This is a genomic window from Larkinella soli, from assembly GCF_003703975.1.
GTDB lineage: Bacteria > Bacteroidota > Bacteroidia > Cytophagales > Spirosomataceae > Larkinella > Larkinella soli.
In genome coordinates, this window is sequence record NZ_QTJY01000012.1 from 108,602 (window position 1) to 125,469 (window position 16,868).

Below are 16,868 nucleotides of genomic sequence, written 5' to 3' on the forward strand. Positions count from 1 at the left end.
CGGCTCCTTTATGCCTTTCCCGGAAAATGACCATGAAACGCTACCTGTTTCTTCTCCTGATCGCCCTGTCCGCCCCGGCCAAAGCCCAATCGGAGGTATACTTCCGGGCCACCGCCCCCAACCCCGACGGCCGAATCTCTACCGAACTTACTTTGATCCAGAGCGGCCAGGCCAACCAACTCCGGTATTCGGCCGAAGCCGCCGGGTCGCCGGCCGCCGGGTCGCCGGTCCGGCTGCGGCAGGAAGGCGATCATAACCTGCTGGAAGTCGAACTGGGCAGGACCGGCCAGCCTCACGCCTTCACCCAGCAGGGCGACTACAACGTCACCCGCTGGCAGGGCGGCAGCGAGAGCGGCCCCGTCGAGGTGATTCAGCAGGGCAACGGCAACCTTCTGCTTCAGACGGGCGGAACGGCCGCGGGGGGCGCCGGACTACGGATCGAGCAGTCGGGCGGTATCCGGATGCACCTCCAGAACGGCCCGAACCCATGAAAACCGTCCTGATTGTCCTGCTTCTGGCCTTTGCGGCCCGCCCGCAGGCAAGCGCCCAGACCGAACCGGCGCCCGAAACCACCGACGGTTTTCTGCTGCTGGACCAGACCCGCACCAAAACCGGCCGCGATTTTTACGACCTGTTCTTCAAACACTGGTCGGCCCGGCAGGCTGATTCCGACACCCTCGAAACCCCGCTACCGGTCGAGCGCCATCCACCGGATGATGCGGTCCTTCTCATCGAGGAGCTGCCTTCGCCCGGCACGGGGAATCTGATCCGGATCAGCCTCGACGACCGGCCCGTCTGGCAGCGGTTCGTGCCGGCCCGGTATGAGGCCCTCGAGGGCGAAGCCGCCGAAGCCGTCGGGCTGGTTGCCGAACAGATTAAAATTTATTTCGAAAGCGTAGAAAAACCGGAGGAAAGTGAATCCGGCTGAAGGAACGAAAATTCCGGCGCGAGAATTGCGGGCATTTATCCGAACGACCTGTTTTTATCAGACAACGCACAATCATCGAAATTCGAAATCCTGCACCGCCCATGGACCGGATTCCTTCTGTTCCGCCCCTTATCGAGCCGCTTTCGGACTCGGTCTCCCGCCCGCGCTGGTCGGTGATGATTCCGGCCTATAATTGTTCCGGACAACTGCACGAAACGCTGGCATCGGTGCTGTCGCAGGCCCCGGGGCCGGAGCAGATGCAGATCGAGGTGGTGGACGATGCCAGCACGGACGCCGACGTGGGGGCCTTAGTGGAACGCATCGGCCGGGGCCGGGTAGGGTATTACCGGCAGGAGCAGAACGTGGGCAGCCTGCGCAACTTCGAGACGTGCCTGAAACGCTCGCGGGGCCATCTGGTTCACCTGCTGCACGGCGACGACCGGGTGCTGCCCGGCTTTTACGAAAAGCTTGACGAATTGTTCAGGCGGTTTCCGGAAGCCGGGGCCGCCTTTTGCCGCTACCGCCACATCGACCCCGAAGGCCGGCCGCTGGGCGACGAACCTTCGGAACGGGAATCCGACGGGCTGCTGGAGGGCTGGCTCGACCGGATTGCCGCCCACCAGCGGCTTCAGTACGTCTGCATGGTGGTCCGGCGTTCCGTCTACGAGCGTCTGGGCGGTTTTTATGGCGTCACCTACGGCGAAGACTGGGAGATGTGGGTCCGGATTGCCCGGCATTTTCCCGTTGCCTACTCCCCCCGGACGCTGGCCGAATACCGCGTCCACGGCACCTCCATTTCGAGCGAAAAGATTCTGTCGGGGCAGAATCTTCGCGATCTGCGGTTCGTGATGGAAGCCATTCAGAACCACCTTCCTCCCGATAAAAGAAAGGAAGTTCTGGCCCGTTCGCGGAGAATCTGGGCGCACTACAGCATTCAGGTGGCCCGGCAAATCTGGCAGGAAACCCACAACCCGCGGGGCGTCAACGCCCAGGTGCGGGAAATCCTGAGGCTGCATACCGACCCGAATCTGTACTGGAAAGTGGCGAAACTCTACGGCCGGCTGGCCCTCGATCACCTGCGGTCCGGCGGTTTTTACCGGCCCCGGTAATAGTCGGTCCAGGCCGTCTGCCCCTGCCGGAAGGCCGCCCGCTCGGCTTCGCTCTTCAGGAAAGGCTCCTGCGCCGAAAGTACGGCCAGCACCGTCCGGAGCATCATTTCCCGATCGGCCGACATGTTCGACTGGTGCATCCGGTAAGCCGCCACCCGGTCCGAATGGTGCAGCACCGGATGCTGCCGGGTAATCCGGAGATAGACGTCATAATCCTCCCCCGCTTTCAGCTTCGGGTCGAACCGGACGGTCCGGAACACCTTTTTCCGGTACAGGACGGCGGCATGCATCCCGATGTAATTTCCCTCCAGAAACCGCTGATAGTGATCGCCTTCCACATTCCGGCTGACGGTTGAGAGAATGTTCCCTTCGGAATCCACCTTGTCGTGGCCGCCCGACACGAAGGCGACGTCGGGGTGGTGATCCATCAGATAGACGCCGATGCCGAGGGCGTTCGGATACAGCCAGTCGTCGGCGTCCAGAAAAAGCAGCAGCCTGCCGCGGCTTGCCCGGATGCCCCGGTTGCGGGCGGCCGACAGGCCCCGGTTCTTCTGGTAGACATACCGCAGGCCGGGATAGCTTTCCGCCACCTGGCGGGTATGGTCGGTCGAGCCGTCGTCCACGACTACGATCTCCACCGGATTTTTATAGTTCTCCAGGGTACTGCGCGGCCCCCACTCCTGGTTCAGAACGCTGTCGATGGCCTTCGCCAGAAAATGGCCGTGGTTATAGGAGGTAATGATCACCGTCACCAAAGGCGGGTCACCCCTCAGCCGGTAGAGGGAGATACGCAGGCCGGCTTTCAGCGCCCCGATGAGTCCCTTGAGTTTCATCGTTTCAGATTCCCCGGCGGTCGGGCCGGCGTTTTCGGTTTCTCAGGTAGAACAGCAGGCCGGAAAGCATGCCCTTTGCCTCCTCGCCCAGCGTCTGGTGGCGAAACGAAAACGACGGGTATCCCTCCCGGACCAGCCAGTAATAATATTTCGGCAGGGCGACGAAGACGTGCCGCAGGTAGCCGGCCTGCCGGTTTACCTCCCGCTGAACGAGGGCCGCGGCCGTATGGCCCCTCATGTAGTGAAACAACTGGTTCTTCAGGGCCGACAGCTCGCGCCGGTGGGTATGAAACGCCACCGCCCGGGGGTTGTAATGGATGGTATGACCCTGGTTCAGCACCCGGAACCACATCTCCGAGTCGCCGTTGCAGCCGGCTGCGCCCACGTCGAGCCGCTCGTCGAAACCGCCTACCGCTTCCAGCACCCGGCGCCGGAACGCCATGCTGGCTCCTGCCCCGATCTCCCAGACCGGCGGCCCGAACGGCAGCGTGTTTTCAAAGAAGGTTTGGTCATAAAACTTGTCCGTATACCCCCGGTTGAAGCTCCAGTGCTTTTCAAAAATCAGCTGGGCCTCCGTCTGGAGTTCGGCCGCGATGACCAGCCCCGTCATGGCCGCCACGGCCGGGTTCCTGAAACTTTTCCAGACCTGATACACCCAGTGCGGATGCACCTGCACGTCGTCGTCGGTATAGGCCACCACCGGCGAGCGGGCGTGGCGATAGCCGGTATTGCGGGCGATGTCCAGCCCCGGACGTGGTTCGCGGCAGTACACCACGCCGGGAAACTCCCGGACCACCTCCCGGGTGCTGTCATCCACGGGCGCGTTGTCGACCACCACGATCTCGGCGGGCCGGCAGTCGAGCGACCGCAGCGACCGCAGGCACTGGCGCAGGTGGGCGGCCCGGTTGCGGGTGCAGAGGACCACGCTCACCGGCACTTCGGACGGCAGGGTTTCCACGTTCCGGGGCCGCAGAACCGCTTCCAGTTCCCGGTGCAGGCCGATGCGGTCCGGCCCGGCTTCGTCGGGCGGGGCCGGGCGGTCGGGAGCATAGGTTTGCAGGGTCTGCCGCAGGAGGGGCACCGCCTTCTTCAGGACGGCGGCTTCGTCGGCCGGCTCGCCGGGTTCGAGGTACAGGTGGGCCAGGGGAAGGTTCTTCCACCAGAAAACCAGGTACCAGCCCGCGCCGGGCGTCGGGTCCAGGGCGAAAGGTTTCGCAATGTCGTCCAGCCGGAGGTGCCGGATCGTATAGGCAAAGGGCGGTTTCATAGCGAAAACGATATCAGGATACCACTTCAATGATTTCTTCCTGCATCATCCGGATCGGGAAGCGGGGCCGGATGGCCCCCGCCCATTTGCCGCTGAACTGAAACGACTCGTCCCGGTAGTCCTCCACCTCGAACGACAGACCGCCCTCGTGCTTGTAATAGGTTTCGTAGTTGTCGCGGTAGACGATGAAGGACAGGAAGTAGGAGCCGTCGTTGAGAAAATTTCCGGGGATGACGCATTCTCCCCGCAGCAGGCCGTGGCGGTATTCCTGAAAACCGGACAGCAGGTCGAAGACGCAGGTGCCGTCGCGGGTCAGGAGCTGAACGCCGACCAGCAGTTTCAGGCGGTCTTCCATCACCCAGAGCTGAAACCGGAAGGCCAGCGGGGTGCGCACGTCGATCGGCCGGTCCGGTTCGGGCGCATTCGGGAAGATTTCGAGGGATTTGATCCGGACCCAGTCGCAGCCGGGGGCTGCTTCGGGTCGGGGCCAGGTCCTGTACAGCTGATTGATCATCTCGAAGCTGCCGTAGCGGTGCAGCACCTGTCCGATGGGGCCGGCTTCCATCACCTGTCCGTTCTGGAGCCAGAGCCCCTGCTGACACAGATGGCTCACCGCCTGAAGGTTATGGCTCACAAACAGAATGGTTTTGCCTTCCTGCCGGGCAAACTCCTTCATTTTCAGCAGGCTTTTCTTCTGAAAATCGGCATCGCCGACGGCCAGCACCTCATCGGCGATCAGGATGTCGGTGTCGAGGTGGGCGGCCACGGCGAACGCCAACCGGACGTACATGCCCGACGAATACCGCTTCACGGGGGTGTCGATGAAGGTTCCCAGGCCGGAGAATTCGACGATCTCGTCGAAGCAGGCTTTGATTTCGCGCCGGTTCATGCCGAGGATATAGCCGCTGAGGTAGATGTTCTCCCGGCCGGTCAGTTCGGGCTGGAACCCGGCCCCCACCTCCAGCAGGCTGCTCAGGCGGCCGATGCCGTGAACGGCGCCCCGCGTGGGCCGGATAATCCGTGAAATGATCTTCAGCAGGGTGGATTTGCCCGAACCGTTCCGGCCCACGATGCCCCAGACCTCGCCCTGCTTCACCTCGAAGCTCACCTCCTTCAGCGCCCATAAGTACGACTGATCGGGGTTCAGGTGGGCCAGATTCGGGTCCTGAAAAAACGGGAGTTCCCTTTTTCGGATACGGGTGGTCCACCAGTGCTGGAGGTCCTGCCGCAGCGACCCGGTCCCGATGGTGCCCAACTGGTATAACTTCGATAGATGATCGACTCTGATGACGGTTTCGGACATAACACAAACTAAATGACATCCATAATAGCCTCCTTCTGGCGGTTGAACAGCAGAACGCCCGCCAGCAGCAGGCCGAAGGCGACCAGTCCGCTCAGGACCAGTTGCGAAGGGGTGAAACTGCCTTCCCCCAGGACCGCGAACCGGAACGCTTCGAAGAGGGGCGTCAGCGGGTTGATTTCCAGAACCCAGCGTTTGCTTTCGGACACCACGGCCAGCGGATAGATGACCGGCGTCACGAACATGAACATCCGCAACCCGACCATGACGATGTTGTTCAGGTCGCGGTATTTGGCCGTGATGACGGAAAACAGCAGGCCGGTCGCCAGGGCGAAAAAGGCGATGACCGCCAGGACGGCCGGCACCAGCAGCAGTTCGTGGCTGACCTGGAAAGGCATGCCCCAGACCACCCGGAAATACAGAAGAACCGCCAGCACCAGCCCCAGCTGAATCAGCAGCCGGAGAAAGTGCGTGCTCACGATGGAAAGCGGAATAACCAGGCGCGGGAAATAGACTTTACTATACAGGGCCGCATTGGCCGTAAAGGAACCCGCCACCCCGGCGAAAATTTCGTTGAAAAAAGTCCAGAGAACCGTTCCGGTGAGGTAAAACAGCACCGGAGGAATGCGGCCGGTCGATATGCCGACCAGATTATGGAACACCAGCGCGAAGGTCAGCACCGTCAGCAGCGGCTGGAGCAGCATCCAGAGCGGCCCCAGCAGGGTCTGCTGGTAGCTGAGCAGGAAATCCCGGCGCACGAGCCGGAGCAGCAGGTTCCGGTAGGTCCAGAGTTCGCCCAGTTCGAGGTTCCACCAGCGGCTTTCCCAGGTCACCGTCCACTGCCGGCGGGCCGGTTTTTTCCGGTAACGGTCTACCAGCCCGCGCCCGCCGAGGGCCAGCACCAGCCGTTTGCCGCCGTTGATCAGAAAAAGCCCCAGAATGAGCACCAGCAGCGAAAGGCTGAACTGAAGGCGGAAGGCCTCGCGGATGTTCTTCAGCAGGCTCCGGCTGTTGCCGGTGGTTTTCCAGATCTCAAATACCGCCCGCAGCACGAAGCGGACGTAAAAGGCCTTCGACCGTTCGCGGACGGTTTTTCGCTTTTCTTCGGGCAGGTAGTTCTGAATGGTCTGGATGGTGGCATACAGATCGCGCAGCGCCCCCCCGTCGACCATTTTCCGGCTGGTGATGGTTTCGGCGTGGCCCCGGTATTCGGCCAGGATTTCGGGCGTATAGGCAAACGAAAAGTCGCGGGCGATCCGGACCCACATCTCCCAGTCTTCGCCATAGATGAGGCCATAAAACGAACCGACTTTTTCGTATACGGCCCGTTTCACCACGACCGAAACATACTGAAGCCGCTGAACCTCCGCAATCCTGAACAGCCAGTCCTGAAGTACGCCCTCGGTATCCATCTCCGGCTCCTGGGTCATGGTCAGCTTCCCCGTCCGGTCGATATAATGGTAGCGGCAGGTGGAGGCACCGATTTCCGGATGCCGGCGGAACAGCTCGGCGTGCTTTTCGTAAAAACCGGGCAGCACCCGGTCGTCGCCGTGCAGCAGGTGAACCAGATGGCCCCGCGAGCGTTTCAGGCACGTCTCGAAGTTGCGCAGGCTGCCCACGTTCTGCTCCTGCCGGTAATACCCTACCCGGCCCCGGCCGATGCGTTCCACTAAGGCCCCCACGTCGGCGTCCGTGCTGGCATCGTCCACCACCTCGATCTGCATCTGCTCCGGCCCCGGGGCCTGCGACAGCACCGATGGGAGCGTTTCGACCAGATAGTTGGAACAATTATAGGCCGGGATCATCACCGACCACAACGGCCGGTGTCCTGAATCACTCAGGGGAGGGATTTCAGGAGGGGATTTTGGTATACGGTCCACTCAAAGGTCTTTTTAGCGTACGGCGGGTCTTATCAACCTGTGGTTACATCTGCAAAAATCCTGCCTGAAAACCGCCCGGAGCTGTTAACCTTTCCGCCTTTCCCCCGATAGACAGTCGGAACGCCCATCGCCTTCCGCCCCTGTCCATGAAAAAAATACTACTCTCCGCCCTGTTTCTGCTTTCGGGCACCGCAGCCCTGAAGGCGCAGGCCCTGACGTATCAGCCGAAAAACCCGGCTTTCGGCGGCAATTCCTTCAACGCCCAGTGGCTGCTCGGTTCGGCCCAGGCCCAGGACACCTACAAAGACCCCAACGCGAAGAAAACCGGTCCGGCCAACGGCCTGAACGGCGCTTCGACGCTCCAGAACTTCACCGACAACCTCCAGCGCCAGCTCCTCAGCCGCATCACGCAGGACCTGATCGGCAAGCAGTTCGGGGAGGAGGGCCTGAAGGAAGGCACGTTCACCTTCGGAGAAATGCAGGTGACGGTCAGCAACGGCACCGAGGGCGTCATGATCCGGGTCACCGACGGCAAGGGAGGGGAAAGCACCATCACCGTCCCCTACTTCTGAGCCTTCCAACCACTTACTAACATTTTCATCATCATGAAAACTTTACCGAATAAAACCTCCGTTGCCCCCCTGCTTTACGCCCTGCTCGTCGGCCTTCTGTCGGGCTGCAGCGCCGGGTTCCACCAGCCGACCAAAACCCGCAACGCGCGGCCGGGCGAGGAAACGGCCGCCACCGCCGACCTGCGCCGGCTGCCGGCCCCGAAAGAGAAAATCGTGGCCGCCGTCTACAAATTCCGCGACCAGACCGGTCAGTATAAACCCACCGAATCCGGCGCCGGCTGGTCGACGGCCGTCTCCCAGGGCACCACCAGCATCCTGCTGAAGGCCCTGGAGGAAAGCGGCTGGTTCGTACCGATCGAACGCGAGAACGTCGGCGACCTGATGAACGAGCGAAAAATCGTCCGGATGAGCATGGCCCAGGCCCGCCAGGAAACCGACAATCTGCCCCCGCTGCTGTTCGCGGGGATCATCCTGGAAGGCGGCATCGTCTCCTACGACGCCAACACCATCACCGGCGGGGCGGGCCTGCGGTTTTTCGGCACGGGCGGCTCCAGCCAGTACCGTCAGGACCGCGTCACGGTATACCTCCGCGCCGTGGCGACCAAAACCGGGCGGATTCTCAAAACGGTATATACCTCCAAAACCATCCTGTCGCAGTCGGTCGATGCCGGGACGTTCCGGTACGTCAGCTTCAAACGGCTGCTGGAGGCCGAAACCGGCTTTGCCACCAACGAACCCTCGCAGCTGGCCGTCACCGAAGCCATCGAAAAAGCCGTGCATTCGCTGGTGCTGGAAGGCATCCGGGATCACCTCTGGACGGTGAGCGAACCGGCCGCCGAACAGGCCGATGCCGCCCTGGCGGCCTATGAACGCGAGAAGGCCGCCATGAGCGAAACCGACCTCTACGGTGGCCGCAACACCAGCGAGACCTCCCGCCTGACCCTCCAGCCCTACGTCTCGGCCCTGCGCTATAAGGGCGACTATGCCGCTCCCGGTTTTCGGACCGGCTACGGACTGGCCGTGGACGTTTACCTGTCGAGACACTTCGGGCTTCAGCTGAACGCCGGCACCGGGACGCTGGGCGCCGGCCGGGCCTTCTCCCAATCCGTCACCTCCGTGCAGGGCAGCCTGCTCTACCGCTCGCTGCCGTTCCGGAAAATGACCCCGCTGGTGTCGGTGGGCGCCGGGATGATCGCGGCCCGCAGCGGCTCCGCGCCGGGGCCGGAGGGACGGAAATACCCGCTGCTGACGGGCGGCTTCGGGGTCGAGTATGCCCTCGGCCCCGCGGTCGGCCTCCGCACGATGCTCGAATACCAGCAGCCGATGACCGACGAACTGGACGCGACGACGGCCGGGCGCTATTACGACTATTACCTGCGCGGTTCCGCGGGCCTCTGCATCTACCTCGGGCGGCCCCTGCGCCGGTGATTCTTTACCCACTTCAACCAGACAGACCAATGAAACGCTTTACCTGCCTTTTCCTGCTCCTTCCGATGCTCGCCGGCCTGTGGGCCTGCAACGAGGAAACGCTGGTCGAACCCCGGCAGTCAGGGTCCATCGGCGGCATCATCCGGTACAAAACCAACCTGAAACCGGTCTCCAATGCCGTGGCCCGGCTGAGTCCGACCGGCCTGACCGTGGAAACCGATACGACCGGAGCCTTCCGCTTCCCCGGCGTGCCGGTCGGGAAATACACCCTTCAGGTAACGAAAGCAGGCTGCCGGAACGAGGTCGCCACGGTGGAGGCCGTCGCCGGGGTCGCTTCGGAGACGACGCTCCTGCTGACCGGCGAGTCGAATGCCGCCCCCACCCCGACCGGCCGGCCCTTCCCGGCCGACGGCACCACGGCTCTCCCCACGACGGTGGCGCTTCGGTGGAAAGCTACCGACCCGGAAAACGACCTCCTGACCTACGACCTGACGCTCTACCGCCAGGGCACCCTGTTCCGGACGTTTACCGGACTGAAAGCCGATTCGCTGGTCTTGGAAGGATTAACTTACGGATCAAATTACACCTGGCAGGTGGTGTTCCGGGATGCGGTCAACGCCGTCAACGGTCCGGTCTGGTCGTTCAGCACCCGGCCGTTTCCGGCCTTCGCCTACGTCTATGCCCGCAAGGTGGAAGGGCGCTACCAGATTTTTACGTCCAACGGCAGCGGAGAGGAAATCCAGCTGACCCGCGACGGCAGCAACTGGCGGCCGGTGGCCGGCCCCGCCACCGGATCGAACCGGGTGCAGATCGCCTTCCTTTCCAATGCCGACACGGAACAGCATCTGTACGTGATGGATGCCGACGGCGCCAACCTGCGCCGGGTAACGAGCGTGCCGGTCGGCGGCAGCCTGCCCACGGACCTGTCGTTCTGCTGGTCGCCCGACGGCACGCGGCTGCTGTATCCCGCCAACGACAAACTCTACAGCGTCCGGGCCGACGGCACCGGCCTGACCCGGGTGGCCCAGGCACCCGCCGGGCGGTTCTTCACGGGCTGCGACTGGACGAGCCAGGGCAACCGCATCGCAGCCCGGACCGTCGGCACAGGCAGCCTGTACGACAACCGCATCCTGCTGATGACGCCTGAAGGAAAAGACACGAGTACCGTGCTGGCGCTGAAAAGCCGCATCAGCAACCCGGTTTTTTCCATCGACGGCACCCGGCTGCTGTTCAGCCTCGACCGGGGCAGCTACCAGGACGAGCAGGGGCGCCAGACCGACGCCCGGCTGATGCTGCTGGACGTAAAAACCAGAAGTCTGCTCGATCTGTCGGGTGAGAAAAACGGCAGCGGGGAAAGCAAGGCCGTCGGCAGCAACGACCTGGAACCCCGGTTTTCGCCGAACGGCGCCCGCATCATCTTCGTCAATACCGACAACACCGGCACCGGCCCCCGGCGCATCCTGACGGTGGGCATCGACGGCAAAGGACGCGAGCAGGCGGTCGCCAGCGGGGAAATGCCCGACTGGAAACAGTAATTGTTGAATTGTTGAATTGTTGAATGTGCGCTGCCGGGCCAGCTTTGCGAAGCCCATTCAATCATTCAACAATTCAACAATTCAACAATTATCTTTGCTCCGGTTTCCACTCTTCCGTAACTGATGGTTAGTCGGCTTGCTTCCTTTCTTGGCGGTTTTTTCCTGCTTCTGAGTTCTTTCATTCCCGTTTCGGCCCAAAAGCCGGTGCGGCTTCCGGCCGGGATCAACGCATCCCTCCCCCGGTTCACCACCGACCACCGCGGGAATCCGGTCATCAGCTGGGTCGAAAAAACCGGCCGGAGTCTGGTCTTTTGTTACAGCCTGTCCACCGACGGCGGGCGGACGTTCGGACCGAAGAAGACCGTGCCTGGACCGGCCGAATTCTCGGTTCATACGGAAGGAAAGCCCAAAATCGCCTTTAAGAAGGACGGCACGCTCATCGCCACCTTCGAGGTCAGCCGCCCCACGGAGGAAGCGCCCCGGGCCGGTGACCTGCTCTTCGTGCTCTCCCGCGACGGCGGCAGCCACTGGACCCGGCCCGCGGCCGTTCACCGCGACACCAGCCCCGGCAAAAGCCACTCGTTCAGCGACCTGAACCGCCTGCCCGACGGCGAAGTGGGCATCGTCTTCCTCGATGAAAAGATGCCCGGCCAGGAAGGGCGGTCGGTAAAATTTGCGAAAACCGAGCCCGGCGGTGGTTTCGGGCCGGAAGTCCTGATCGACTCCAACGCCTGCCAGTGCTGCCGGACCAGCGTTATTAGCGACGAAGCGGGAACCCTGTACATCGCCTACCGCGACCTGCTGCCCGACGGCAGCCGCGACATCAGCTACGCTACCTCTGCCGACGGCGGACGCACCTTCAGCCGGCCGCAACTCGTCCGGGCCGACCACTGGCAGATCGACGCCTGCCCGCATTCCGGGCCGCAGCTGGTAGCCGCTCCCGGGGGCGTTCTGGCGACCTGGTACAGCGGGCGGGAAGGGGAAGCCGGCATCCGGCTGGCCGGTCTGGGCCGGGAGGATCTTCTTGAAAAACCGCGCACCTCCGCCATGAAATTCCCGCAGGTGGCCGTCCTGACCGACGGCCGCACCACCCTGTGCTGGGAGGAATGGGTCGGCGAAGGACCGGGGGCTTACCGGAAAATCGGCCTGAAATACTTCGACAAAACCGGCAAGGCCCTCTCCGAACGCTACCTTACGCCCACCGGCGAAACAGCCGCCCAATCCACCCTGCTCGCCACCCCGACCGGCCTGCTCCTGGCCTACACCCGACTCGGAGAAACCACCTCCACCCTCACCCTCATCACCCTCCCCGACTAACCCCAACTCAATCGCTACGGCGAACCGTCATTCAATCATTCAATCATTCAGCAACTCAGCAATTCCCCTTGTCCACAAGCGTACAAAAACTGTCCGAATCTGGACAGGCAGCTTCGTGTGGATTTCAGCAAAAACCGCCTTTTCAGCCTCTCAGCCGCTATTGATCGCCTTTGGCAAAGCATTTGATATACGGAAATAGATGATATCAATTCAAGCTGGTTTCTCCTTCCGTGTATGCGACGCAGCGATCTTGGCGAATTTGAAGAAGTGGTTCTCCTGACGGTGGCGGTGTTGGCGCCGACCGCCTACTCCGTCGCCATTGCGGAGGAACTCGAACAGGAAACCGGCCAGTCGGTCAACACCGGCGCGGTGCATGCCGCCCTACAGCGGCTGGAAGACAAAGGGTACGTGTCGTCCGTGCTGGGCGAGGCCACGGCCGTCCGGGGCGGGCGCCGGAAGCGGCTGTTCACGGTCACGGCCCTGGGCGGGCGGGTGCTGGGCGAAGTCCGCTCGGTGCGAAACCGCCTGTGGGACCGCATCGAACCGCAAACCTTTCCCGGACTGGATTTAGCCTGAAACCGCCATGAACCCGCACCCAAAGGTAACCCCCGAACCCCCGGTCTGGATCGACCGGCTGCTGAACCGGATCTGCGCGCCCCACCTCCGGGAAGAGGTGCTGGGCGACCTGCACGAGCGATATTACCTCCGGGCGGAGCGGCTCGGTCCGAAACGCGCCCGCGCCCTGTACCGCCGGGACGTTCTGGCCTACCTGCGCCCGTCGGTCATCCGTCGAAAACCGAATCCCGAACCGTCTACCCATTTTGCAAACCCCGATATGTTACGCAATTATCTTCTCGTCGCCTGGCGAAACCTCATCCACAACAAGACCTTTTCGGCCATCAACCTGCTGGGCCTGGCCCTCGGCATGGCCTGCAGCCTGCTGATTTACCTCTGGATTCAGGACGAATACCGGATGGACGCCTATCATGCGAACGGACCGCACCTCTACCACGTGCTGGAGCGCCAGTTCTACGACGGCAAGGTGGAGGTCGGCTCGGGAACGCCCGGGCTGCTGCCCGACGAGCTGAAGAAGCAGTTTCCGGAAATTGCCGCAGCCGCCGGCCTTTCCTGGGAAGAGCAGCACACCTTTCTGGTGGGCAACCGGTTCAACAAGGAGAAGGGCCGCTTCGCCGGGGCCGACTGGTTCCGGATGTACAGCGTTCCGCTGCTGCAGGGCACGGCCGAAACCGCCCTCGACGGCCCGAATAATGTGGCGATCTCCCGGAAACTGGCCCGCAACTATTTCGGCAGCCCTGAAGCCGCCCTCGGTAAGTCGGTGCGGCTCGACAACAAAACCGACTATCGCGTCAGCGCGGTGTTCGAGGACCTGCCCGAAAACAGCTCCCTCCGGTACGACTTCCTGCTGACCTGGCCTGATTTCATCGCCCGCAACGAGTGGCTGAAGGAGTGGGGAACGAACGTGATCGAAACACACCTGCTGCTCCGGCCGGAAGGCGGTGAGGAAGCGGCCGCCCGGCTCGAAGTCAACCTGAAATCCTTCCTGAAAAGCCGCAGCAAGAGCCTGCAAACCGGTAATTTCGACATTCAGCTGTTTCTTCAGAAGCACCAGGACGCCTACCTGTACTCCAACTTCCGGAACGGCTACCCGGACGGCGGGCGCATCGAATACGTGCGGCTGTTCGGCATCGTGGCGGTGCTGATTCTGGTGATCGCCTGCATCAACTTCATGAATCTGGCGACGGCCCGCTCGGCTAAACGCGCCCGGGAGGTGGGCGTCCGGAAAGTGGTCGGGGCCGTGCGGGGTCTGCTCATCGGGCAGTTTCTCGGGGAGACGCTGCTGCTGACGCTGATGGCGCTCGGGATCGCCGTCGGCCTGACCTGGCTCCTGCTGCCGACCTTCAACAGCCTGACCGACAAGCATATCTCGCTCGGCATCACCAGCCCGGCCTTCTGGGGGACGCTGCTGGCCATGACCGTGCTGACCGGCCTGCTGGCGGGCAGCTACCCGGCCTTTTTCCTCTCCTCGTTCCACCCCATCCGCGTCCTGAAAGGGGCAATCCGGTTCGGCTCGGGCGCGCGGTTTTTCCGGCAGGGGCTGGTGGTGTTCCAGTTCGTGCTGTCGATGCTGCTGATCGTCGGGACGATGGTCGTCTATCGCCAGATCGAATACACCCAGACCAAAAACCTGGGATACGACCGCGAGAATCTCATTTACCTCCAGGCCGAGGGCGATCTGGGCACCAAATATGAGACCTTCAGGGAACAGCTGCTCCGGATGCCCGGCATCCAGACGCTGACCTACATGGACGGCACGCCCACCCACCGCCACGGCAGCACGGGCAACGTGCAGTGGCCCGGAAAAGACCCGAACGCCAGCATCCAGTTCCAGTTTTCGACGGTCGATTACGACTTTACCAAAACGCTGAAACTCAAACTGAAAGGGCGTGATTTCTCCCGGGAATACGGCATGGATTCGGTCAGCTTCCTGATCAACGAGACGGCCGCCCGGCGCATCGGTTACCGCGAACCGCTGGGCAAACCACTGACGATGTGGGGCCAGGCCGGAACCATCATCGGGGTCATGGAGGACTTCCACGCCGGATCGCTGCACCAGCCCATCGAGCCGACCATCGTCCGGCTCAGCACGAAAGCCGCCGGCAAGAACATCATCGTCCGGACGCAGCCGGGCCAGACCCGCGAGGCTCTCGCCAGCCTTGAAACCGTATACCGGCAGGTCAATCCGAAGTTTCCCTTCGCCTATCAGTTCGCCGATGAGGAGTACCGCAAGCTATACCATAGTGAGCAGGTGGTCGGGCGGCTCGCCAACTACTTCGCCTTCCTGGCGATCTTCATCTCGTGCCTGGGGCTGTTCGGACTGTCGGCGTTCACGGCCGAGCAGCGGACGAAGGAGATCGGCGTCCGCAAAGTATTGGGTGCCAGCGTATTCGGCATTGTTTCCCTACTGTCGAAAGACTTCCTGCGGCTGGTGCTGATCGCCATTCTCATCGCCTGCCCGCTGGCCTGGTACGCCATGTCGCGCTGGCTTCAGGACTTCGCCTATAAGACGGATCTGGAATGGTGGCTGTTTGCCGGAGCCGGGGCCATTGCCGTCGGCATCGCCGTGCTGACGATCAGCTTCCAGAGCATCAAAGCCGCCCTGCTCAACCCGGTCAAAAGCCTGCGGTCGGAGTGACGGCCCCCGGCCCTGAAATGATGAAGCCGGTGCCGTCGGCTTCTGGCCTTCGGATCGTATATTTGGCGTAAAATCATGTCTCCGGCACCGGCTTTCCCGAGAGGAAGCCGGTGCCGGGCCAACCGACTGTAGCTCCGATGACGTTCCTTTATTTCAAGGCCTTACATATCATTTTCGTCGTCACCTGGTTTGCCGGTATCTTTTACATGCCCCGGCTATTCATTTATTACGCCGAAGCCGCCGATAAACCCGAAGCCGAGCGAAAAGCCCTCCAGCGGCAGTTTCAGGTCATGCAGCGCCGGCTCTGGTACGGCATCACCTGGCCCTCGGCCGTCGTAACGCTCGTAATGGGCCTGAGCACCTGGTACAACTACGGCGCCACGCCCGACTGGCTCATCTACAAGCTCATTCTGGTGGCGCTGCTCTACGCCTATCATTTTTCCCTCCACGCCATTTTCCGGCAGCATCAGAAGGGCATCATCCGGTATTCGTCCACCCAGCTGCGGGTCTGGAACGAAGTCGCCACACTCTTTCTGTTCGGTATCGTGTTCCTGGTCGTGCTGAAGGACGCCCTCAGCATGCTCTGGGGAATGCTCGGCATGATCGCCCTGGTGGTGATGCTGGGCATGGCCATCCAGCTTTATAAGCGGTTCCGGGAGCGGTCGGGGGGGTGAAGAAGTTTTGCTCTCTATACATGAACTACTCTTATTCCGGGAACGGAGATTAGGTTGTCGGGATCATAATCAATTCCGCGCTGGGCCTCCTGCTTCAGTCAGGTCAGCGTCGGGTAGGCACGGACCCGATCGATTTTACTCCAGGCTTCCAGAGTCAGGTGTTCACTCAGAAAGTCAATCAGTTTATCGGATACTTCGAACTCCTCCAGAAGTTTCTTTTTTAAGGCCGGAGAGCTGACACCGAGGATATACACATTATCGAAAAAGCCGGTTAAGGTTTTAACCAGCACAAAAGCATCCACAAACGGCATACGATGCTGGAGTTCGTGCAGGCGATTCAAATCGCTCAGCTTATCCTTTATGGCGTTTACCAATGCATTTCGATCCATTTGAAAACCGTTTTTACGTTCAGCATAAAATTGTTAACAACAATCGGATTGGAAGGTGGCAATTCATATCGGCGGTCTACTTTCCAATCGGTCACTTTATTCCAGGCTTTAAAGAGGTTTGTGCTTCGGTGCTTTTCAAGCTGCATCTCCTTCCAAAGCCCGGCAAAAACCACCAGATTATTTAAATCATGCATTTCCATTAGCCTGGGTAACGTATCCGTTTGCAAATGTTTCACAATGGTTGCCTTCAGCGCAACTTCCAGAGCGATTCCTCCAAAATAGTACGCTCCTGAATGGAAATGGTTCATTAATAAAGACTCGGCTTCCTGCAAACGCAAGAGGGCAAGCTCCTACAACTGACTGTGACTGAGCATTCTGAATCCGGTGTAGAGAAGAAGAAAGCACTGATAAACTACCAGGCT

The 16,868-nt window shown here is 61.5% G+C and carries 16 protein-coding genes; 10 read left to right on the forward strand and 6 right to left on the reverse strand.

What is annotated here, in order from left to right:
• Positions 1–32: 32 nt before the first annotated feature.
• The 3 genes from DX909_RS20105 to DX909_RS20115 all read left to right on the forward strand — a co-directional run bounded on the left by DX909_RS20105 (position 33) and on the right by DX909_RS20115 (position 2,037).
• Positions 33–491 (forward strand): hypothetical protein, encoded by a 459-nt coding sequence (locus DX909_RS20105; protein WP_128547009.1) that lies wholly within the window; start codon positions 33–35, stop codon positions 489–491.
• Complete coding sequence (locus tag DX909_RS20110) at positions 488–928, forward strand: CsgE family curli-type amyloid fiber assembly protein (protein WP_128547010.1); 441 nt, start codon at positions 488–490, stop codon at positions 926–928. Before DX909_RS20105 ends, DX909_RS20110 begins: the two co-directional genes overlap by 4 nt.
• A gap of 101 nt (positions 929–1,029) precedes the next feature.
• Positions 1,030–2,037: a glycosyltransferase family 2 protein gene (locus DX909_RS20115; RefSeq protein WP_128547011.1), complete on the forward strand. Its 1,008-nt coding sequence runs from the start codon at positions 1,030–1,032 to the stop codon at positions 2,035–2,037.
• On the opposite strand, the gene DX909_RS20120 is transcribed toward DX909_RS20115, so the two are convergent.
• From DX909_RS20120 to DX909_RS29945, 4 genes are read right to left on the reverse strand one after another with little or no spacing between them, the layout of a single operon-like run.
• On the reverse strand, positions 2,022–2,870 hold the full coding sequence (locus DX909_RS20120; RefSeq protein WP_128547012.1) for a glycosyltransferase: 849 nt from the start codon (positions 2,868–2,870) through the stop codon (positions 2,022–2,024). The genes DX909_RS20115 and DX909_RS20120 overlap by 16 nt on opposite strands.
• A gap of 4 nt (positions 2,871–2,874) precedes the next feature.
• Positions 2,875–4,137, reverse strand: a complete 1,263-nt coding sequence (locus tag DX909_RS20125; protein WP_128547013.1) for a glycosyltransferase family 2 protein — start codon at positions 4,135–4,137, stop codon at positions 2,875–2,877.
• 13 nt (positions 4,138–4,150) lie between these two features.
• Positions 4,151–5,440, reverse strand: a complete 1,290-nt coding sequence (locus DX909_RS20130; protein WP_128547014.1) for an ABC transporter ATP-binding protein — start codon at positions 5,438–5,440, stop codon at positions 4,151–4,153.
• An 8-nt stretch (positions 5,441–5,448) separates the two neighbouring features.
• Positions 5,449–7,317, reverse strand: coding sequence for a glycosyltransferase (locus DX909_RS29945; protein WP_229311118.1), 1,869 nt, complete (start codon positions 7,315–7,317; stop codon positions 5,449–5,451).
• 146 nt (positions 7,318–7,463) lie between these two features.
• Between DX909_RS29945 and DX909_RS20145 the strand changes: the two genes are divergently transcribed.
• The 7 genes from DX909_RS20145 (at position 7,464) to DX909_RS20175 (ending at position 16,057) form a co-directional block, all read left to right on the forward strand.
• A complete protein-coding gene (locus tag DX909_RS20145; protein WP_128547015.1) occupies positions 7,464–7,889 on the forward strand; it encodes a curli production assembly/transport component CsgF in 426 nt (141 codons plus the stop codon).
• A 33-nt stretch (positions 7,890–7,922) separates the two neighbouring features.
• The gene (locus tag DX909_RS20150; RefSeq protein ID WP_128547016.1) at positions 7,923–9,317 is read left to right on the forward strand and encodes a CsgG/HfaB family protein; all 1,395 of its coding nucleotides are present in this window, start codon (positions 7,923–7,925) and stop codon (positions 9,315–9,317) included.
• A 29-nt stretch (positions 9,318–9,346) separates the two neighbouring features.
• On the forward strand, positions 9,347–10,852 hold the full coding sequence (locus DX909_RS20155) for a carboxypeptidase regulatory-like domain-containing protein (protein WP_128547017.1): 1,506 nt from the start codon (positions 9,347–9,349) through the stop codon (positions 10,850–10,852).
• Positions 10,853–10,975: 123 nt separating this feature from the next.
• The gene (locus DX909_RS20160; protein WP_128547018.1) at positions 10,976–12,169 is read left to right on the forward strand and encodes a sialidase family protein; all 1,194 of its coding nucleotides are present in this window, start codon (positions 10,976–10,978) and stop codon (positions 12,167–12,169) included.
• 234 nt (positions 12,170–12,403) lie between these two features.
• Positions 12,404–12,745 carry a PadR family transcriptional regulator gene (locus DX909_RS20165; RefSeq protein WP_128547019.1) on the forward strand — a complete coding sequence of 114 codons (342 nt, stop codon included), beginning with the start codon at positions 12,404–12,406 and terminating at the stop codon, positions 12,743–12,745.
• A gap of 7 nt (positions 12,746–12,752) precedes the next feature.
• A complete protein-coding gene (locus tag DX909_RS20170) occupies positions 12,753–15,383 on the forward strand; it encodes an ABC transporter permease (RefSeq protein ID WP_229311120.1) in 2,631 nt (876 codons plus the stop codon).
• 137 nt (positions 15,384–15,520) lie between these two features.
• Positions 15,521–16,057, forward strand: a complete 537-nt coding sequence (locus DX909_RS20175) for a CopD family protein (protein WP_128547020.1) — start codon at positions 15,521–15,523, stop codon at positions 16,055–16,057.
• Positions 16,058–16,155: 98 nt separating this feature from the next.
• Here the strand turns inward: DX909_RS20175 and DX909_RS20180 are convergent, their stop codons facing one another.
• Both DX909_RS20180 and DX909_RS20185 read right to left on the reverse strand, forming a co-directional pair.
• Positions 16,156–16,446 (reverse strand): hypothetical protein, encoded by a 291-nt coding sequence (locus DX909_RS20180; RefSeq protein WP_128547021.1) that lies wholly within the window; start codon positions 16,444–16,446, stop codon positions 16,156–16,158.
• Entirely contained in the window at positions 16,425–16,778 is a 354-nt protein-coding gene (locus tag DX909_RS20185) for a hypothetical protein (RefSeq protein ID WP_128547022.1), read from the reverse strand. Before DX909_RS20185 ends, DX909_RS20180 begins: the two co-directional genes overlap by 22 nt.
• Positions 16,779–16,868 lie beyond the last annotated feature (90 nt).